Origin of the sequence: Micromonospora sp. NPDC005305, assembly GCF_040607315.1 — a bacterium.
Taxonomy (GTDB): domain Bacteria; phylum Actinomycetota; class Actinomycetes; order Mycobacteriales; family Micromonosporaceae; genus Micromonospora.
In genome coordinates this window covers 1-6,513 of record NZ_JBEXGL010000024.1, presented here as the reverse complement: position 1 = coordinate 6,513, position 6,513 = coordinate 1, and the positions used below count along the sequence as shown (strand labels likewise).

4 protein-coding genes and 1 pseudogene are annotated in these 6,513 nt (G+C 75.3%); all 5 read left to right on the top strand.

Features of this window, described 5'->3' with window-relative positions:
• Positions 1–90: 90 nt before the first annotated feature.
• Positions 91–876, top strand: a complete 786-nt coding sequence (locus ABZS80_RS28065) for a fibronectin type III domain-containing protein (protein WP_355060470.1) — start codon at positions 91–93, stop codon at positions 874–876.
• A gap of 203 nt (positions 877–1,079) precedes the next feature.
• Positions 1,080–3,647, top strand: a complete 2,568-nt coding sequence (locus tag ABZS80_RS28060) for a fibronectin type III domain-containing protein (RefSeq protein ID WP_355060592.1) — start codon at positions 1,080–1,082, stop codon at positions 3,645–3,647.
• Between the two features lie 28 nt (positions 3,648–3,675).
• Entirely contained in the window at positions 3,676–4,671 is a 996-nt protein-coding gene (locus ABZS80_RS28055; protein WP_355060468.1) for a MoxR family ATPase, read from the top strand.
• A gap of 3 nt (positions 4,672–4,674) precedes the next feature.
• The gene (locus ABZS80_RS28050) at positions 4,675–5,883 is read left to right on the top strand and encodes a DUF58 domain-containing protein (protein WP_355060466.1); all 1,209 of its coding nucleotides are present in this window, start codon (positions 4,675–4,677) and stop codon (positions 5,881–5,883) included.
• Between the two features lie 65 nt (positions 5,884–5,948).
• Positions 5,949–6,513 (top strand): annotated as a pseudogene (locus ABZS80_RS28045) (transglutaminase domain-containing protein); the annotation flags it as partial.

The window sequence follows — 6,513 nt, the reverse complement described above, 5'->3', positions numbered from 1 at the left end:
TTCAGCGCACCGCCGGCCAGCGGCCCACCGTCCGGGACAGTGCCAGCGGCCGGATACCCGGTCAGTGGCCCGCCCGGGTACCCGCCGCCGGTGAGCGGGCCGCCCGCCGCGGCGCCGGTCAGCGCCTCGCCCGTGCCGCCGTGGGGGATGACCGCGCCGCCGTGGAGCAGCGCCGCGCCGCCGCAGGCCCTCGACCGGCCGGGCGATCCCCGTCCCGAGCCCGTCGTGGACGAGCCCGACACGGTGAACCCGGACCCGGACCCCGCACCGGAGAGCGGGGAGGACACGCCGCGACCGCTGCCGGTCTACGACGGGTTGCTGGACTTCCCCGAGTCGCAACAGCCGGCCCCGGAGCCGTACCCGAGCCAGGGCGCCTGGCCGGCGGTGCCGCCGGCGTTCCACCAGCCGGCCGCGTACCCGGTGGCGGAGGAACCGGAGGCGCGCGGCCGCAACCGGACCGTGGTGGCCCTGGTGGCGGGCATCGTGGTGGTCGTGGTGGCGGCCGCCGTGGGCGTGGGCGCCGTGCTGCTCAACCGTGACCCGGCGCCACCTCCCGCGCCGGCGCCGACGGCGAAGCCGAAGGTGAGCGGTCCGCCGCCGGGTGAGCTGCGGTTGCAGGACGACACCACCACGATCACCGTCACCTGGACGGATCCGACGGGCGGCGGTGTGCCGTTCGTGGTGGCCGGCGGGCGGGCCGGGCAGAAGTTGGGGGTGATGGCCACGGTGGACGCCGGGCAGACCCGCTACACGGTGAACGGGCTGAGTCCGAAGCTGGACTACTGCTTCACGGTGCTGGCCGTCTACTCGACGGACACCTACGCCACCTCGGGTCAGGTCTGCACCGACCGGGAGGGTGGCACGACGCCGAATTAGCGGCCCTGACGACACGCTCGGTGTCCACAGGAGGACGGTGCGGGTTTCACCGGTCCCGGCCGGCCCCTATGATGGCTCCCGGCTCTGGGGAGGGTCGACCGCGCGTGCCGCCCTCCCCCACCGACGCGGGAAGGCAGCCGCCAGTGACCACCATCGAGAGCGTCACGAGCACCGGGCCGGAGACGCCCCGCCCCCGGTCCCGGATGCGGGGCGGGCTGGTGACCATCGGCACCGTGGCCGCGCTGCTGGCCGCCATGGGGTTGACCGTGCTCGGCCTGGGCGCCGCCGACAACGCGGTGGCCAACTACGACGCCGCCTCCTGGTTGTGGAGCACCAGCCGCAGCGAGCTGGCCCGGGTCAACGGGGTGACCGCGCGGGTGGACACCCGGATGGAGGTGCCCGGCGGGCGCCGGCACCAGATGCAGGTCGCCCAGACCGACCGGCTGCTGATCCTGCGCGATCTGAACACCGGTCAGGTCAGCTCGCTGGACCTGGCCACCCTCCAGATCACCGCGACCACGCCGACCGCGCCGGGCCTCGGGGTGAGCGTCGCCCTGCACGAGGACGCGGCGTTCGTCGTCGACGCGGTGCAGGGCATCGTCCGGCAGCTCGACCCGCGGTCGCTGACGCCGGTGGGCGAGCCGGTGCGTTACCCGCCGGGCATCACGGGCGGGGCGTTCGACGGTGCCGGCAAGCTGTGGATCGCGGTGCCGAGCGAGGGCACCGTCTCCGCGGTCACGGCCGCCGAGCTGCCAGCCACCCCGGGCGCCGCGCCGCCCGCCGGGCTCAGCCCGAAGCGCGTCGAGACGTACGAGGTGGCGGAGCCGGCCCACGAGCTGGTCGTGTCCACGCTGGACGAGGGGGTGGCGGTGCTCGACCGCACCTCCGCCTCGCTGGTCACCGTGCGGGCCGGGCAGACGCAGCGGGCCAACCTGACGATGACCGCCCCGGGCAGCCTGCCGACGCGCACCACCGGCCCGCAGGTGCCGGTCACGGTGAGCGGTGAGCGGAAGGTGCACGTGGTCCGCGACGCCGCCGAGGTGCAGCGGTTCACGGTGCCCGGCGCGGGTGGGGAGCTGAGCCCGGCGGTGGCCTGGGCGGGGCGGTTCTACTGCGCCGACGAGACCACCGGCACGGTCTACTCCTTCGACGCGAACGGGCAGCTCGTCGACACCATCAAGGGGTCCGGGCGGCCCGGGCCGATGGAGCTGGAGGTCCGCGAGAACCACCTCTTCATCAACCCGCCGAACTCGTCCACCGCGCAGGTGGTGGACGACCGGAACCAGGTGCGCGAGGTCAACAAGTACGCCAACGACGTGCTCGGCGGTGACCCGCCGCCGGCTCCCCCGCCGCCGCCCCCGCCGAAGAAGCCGAAGGTGGGCAAGCCGGGTGCGCCGCGCGCGGTGACCGCCGCCGCGGGGAACGCGTCGGCGCGGGTGAGCTGGCAGGCGGCCGCGTCCAACGGCGCTGAGATCACCAGGTACGTGGTGGAGGGCGCCGGCCAGCGCCACGAGGTGGGCGCGAACCAGCGTGCCCTGGAGATCACCGGGCTGACCAACGGCGAGACGTACACGTTCTCGGTCCACGCGGTGAACGCCAAGGGCGACGGGCCGGCCCGGAGGAGCAACCCGGTCACGCCGACCGCCGCCGTGCCGGACCCGCCGGCCAGTGTGACGGCCGAGGCCCGGCCGGACGGCACGGTGGTGCTGAAGTGGCCGGCGGCGAACGGCCAGGGCAACACCGTCACGAAGTACGCGGTGACCGCCAGCTCGGCCGGCGCGACCGCTCCGGCCGGCGAGTCGCCCAAGACCGAGCTGGTCATCCCCGCCGGTCAGCTGGAGTACGGCACGCAGTACGCCTTCACCGTGATCGCGGTGAGCGACAAGGGCGCCGGGTCGAAGGCCTCGCCGGTGAGCAACACGGTGGTGCCGTTCACCGTGCCGAAGGCGCCGACCGAGCTGCAGGCGTCCACGGTGGCCGACCAGCCGGGCACCATCGCCGTGGAGTGGGCGCCGGCGGTGGACAACGGCCGCCCGGTGACGAAGTACGTGGTGGAGGCCGCCGGGAAGACCACCGAGGTGACCGACGTGCGGACCACGATCGGCGGCCTCGGCGACGGGCAGAACGTCACGGTCAAGGTGAAGGCGGTCAACGAGGCCGGCCCCGGCGCGGAGGCCAGCAGAACGGCCCGCACGGTGGCCGCGCCCCGGGTCACGATGACCGGCTCGTCGGCCGACGCCACCTCGGTGACGGTGACGTTCACCGTCGACGCGGGCGGTGGCCGGGCGACCTGCACGGCCGCCACCGGCGGCAAGACGGCCAGCGGGAGCTGCTCCAGCCTGCGGGTGAGCGGCCTGACGCCGGGCACCGCGTACACGGTGACGGTGACTGCCAGCAACGCGGCGGGCAAGGGCACCGGCAGCCGGGCGCAGAGCACCGACGCGCTCTACGGGATCGCGACCTGCAACAACGGTCCGGACGGCGACCAGCGCACCTACTGCAACCGGGAGGTGCCCGGGGATCGCAACGGCAACGAGATCTTCTCGGTGCCCGAGCAGCTCAACGCCAAGCAGGTCGGCTGGGCGAAGCCCGGCACCCGGCTGAAGGCCTACTGCAAGAAGCAGGGGGAGAACGTCGACTCCTGGATCTACAACAACCAGAAGCAGAGCACCTGGTGGGTGCAGGTCGAGTACTCGGGCAAGAACTACATCCCGTGGGCCTGGCTGAACCTGGAGGGTGGCGACAACATCAACCTCCTGCCCACCTGCTGACCGCGCCGCACCGAGGAGCACCCCGCACGTGAACACCCACGAACCGCTCACCCAGCCGGAGGTGCAGGGCTTCGCCGCCCTGGCCGCCCGGCTGGCCGAGAACGTCAACGCGGTCGTGCTGGGCAAGCCGCAGGTGGTCCGGCTGGCGCTGACCGCCCTCTTCGCCCAGGGGCACGTGCTGCTGGAGGACGTGCCCGGGGTGGGCAAGACCACCCTGGCCCGGGCGGTCGCGGCGACCGTGAAGGGCCAGTGGCGGCGCATCCAGTTCACGCCGGACCTGCTCCCCTCGGACGTGTCCGGTGTGACGATCTTCAACCAGGCCAGCCGGGGCTTCGAGTTCCACCCGGGGCCGGTCTTCGCCAACATCGTGATCGCCGACGAGATCAACCGGGCGTCGCCGAAGACCCAGTCGGCGCTGCTGGAGGTCATGGAGGAGCGCACGGTCACGGTGGACGGCGTACGCCACCCGGTGCCGCAGCCGTTCCTGGTGGTGGCCACCCAGAACCCGGTGGAGATGGACGGCACCTACCGGCTGCCCGAGGCGCAGCTCGACCGGTTCCTGGTGAAGCTCTCCGTCGGCTACCCGGACGAGGCGGTCGAGGTGGAGGTGCTGCGGGGTGCCACCCTGCGCTCCCCCGACTCGCTCACGGCGGTCACCGACACGGCCACGGTCGGGGAGATGGTGAAGATGGCCCGGCGGGTGCACATCGCCGAGCCGCTGTACGCGTACGCGGTGCGGCTGGCCGCGGCGACCCGCACCCACCCGCAGGTGCGGGTCGGGGTCAGCCCCCGGGGCGTGATCGCGCTGACCCGGGCGGCGTGCGCGTACGCGCTGATCGACGGGCGGGGCTGGATCATGCCGGAGGACCTGAAGACGCTTGTCGAGCCGGTGTTCGCGCACCGGCTGCTGCTCACCCCGGACGCGCAGGTGCGCGGGGTGACCCCGGCCGACGTGCTGCGCCAGGCGGTCGCCTCGGTGCCGGTGCCACTGCCGTCGGGCCAGCCCGCCCCGGTCCACGGCTGAGCGGTGGGGATCACCACCCGCGGTGTCGGGCTGCTCGTCGCCGCCGTCGTGCTGCTGGGGGTCGGCTTCCGGTACGCGTACCCGGAGCTGACCGTGCTCGGCGTGGCGGCCGGTGTCGCGGTCGGGTACGCCCTGGTGACGGCCGCCTGGCGCCCGCGGCTGGCGGTCGAGCGCGTGGCCGACCCGGACCGGGTGGCGCGGGGTGAGCCGGCGGCCATGGTGCTGACCGTACGCAACACCGGGCGGCTGCGGGCGGCGAACCTGGTGGCCGAGGACCGGTGCGGCGGCCGGCTGGTGCCGGTGCCGCTGCTGCGGCTGCGTCCGGGGCGGGACACCGAGGTGCGCTACCCGGTGCCGACCCACCGCCGGGGGGTGGTGCCGGTGGGGCCGTTGCGGGTGACCCGGCGCGACCCGCTCGGGCTGGTGGCGCTGGCCCGCGCGTACGGGGATCCGGTGCCGGTGTGGGTGCACCCGCGCATCCATCCGCTGTCGGCGGTGCCGACCGGCGCCGGGCGGAGCCTGGACGGGCGCACCGACAGCGTGCCGCACGGCTCGATCACCTTCGACTCGCTGCGGGAGTACGTGGTCGGCGACGAGCTGCGCCGGGTGCACTGGCGGACCAGCGCCAAGGTGGGCGAGTTGATGGTGCGGGAGAACGTGGACACCAGCCTGCCCCGGCTCGTGGTGGTGCTGGACAACCGGGCGGTCGCCCACCCGGACCGGGACGCCGGGGTGGCCGAGTCGTTCGAGTCGGGGTGTGAGGCGGCGGCGTCGGTGGTGGCCGCCGCGACCCGGGAGGACCTGCCGGTGAGCCTGCTGCTGGTCGCGCCCGCCGCCGAGGAGCCGGCCGGAGCTGCCGACGGCTCCGGGTCGTCGCGCGGCGTGGGACGCGCCGAGCCGCAGTTGTCGCGCGGGCCGCTGGACCGGCTCGCCGCGGCGGAGCTGGCCGACGGCGGGGAGGACGTGCTGCGTACCGCGCTGAGCCGGCTGCGGCAGGAGCGGCTCGGGGACACGCTGGTCTTCCTCACCGGGCCGGGCGCCCGCGACGACCTGGGGCAGGTCGGCGCGCTGCGCCGCGCGTACCCGTCGGTGGTGGTCGGGATGTTCGGGGCGGCGGACCCGACGGCGGCCGGCGCGGCGGGCCTGGTGGTGGTGGACGCGGCGGACGGCGCCGAGTTCGCCGCCGAGTGGGACGGGATCCGCCGGTGGTGACCGTGACGCCGCCGCGCCCGGCGGTCGGCGCGCCGGCCGGGCCGGCCGGCGGCGCTCCCGGTCCCGTGGCGCGGGTGCTGCGTGCCGTGCCGGTGCCGCTGGCGCTGATTGCCATGATCGCCCTGGCCGGTGTGGTGCTCGGCCGGGTCTACGCGGACCCGCTGCTGACCCGCCTGACGGCCGGCGCGGCGGTCGGCTCGGTGCTGGTGAGCGTCGCCGCCCGGCGGCTGCCGTCCTGGCTGGTGGCGCCGCTGTCGGTGGCCGCCCTGGCCGGCTGGGCGCTGCTGTCGCTGCGGCTGGCCGCCGCCCACGCGGCGCTGCCCGGCGGTCTCGGCGACGTGGCGGCCGACGCCGCCCGCAACGCCATCCCCCGGCTGCTCACCGCGATGATCCCGGTGGAGCCGGCCCCGGACACGGTGCTGGTTCCGGTGGTGGCGGCCTGGCTGGCCGGGCTGGCCGCCGCCGAGGTGGCGCTGCGGGCCGGCCGGGTGCTGCTCGGCTACCTGCCGCCGGTGCTGCTCTACGCCGGCGCGCTGTACGTGGTCGGGCCGAACGCGGGCCCGGCGGTCGCGCCGACGGTGCTGTTCGCGGCGGTCGCCGCCGTCGGCCTCGCGGTGCCCGGCGGGCGGG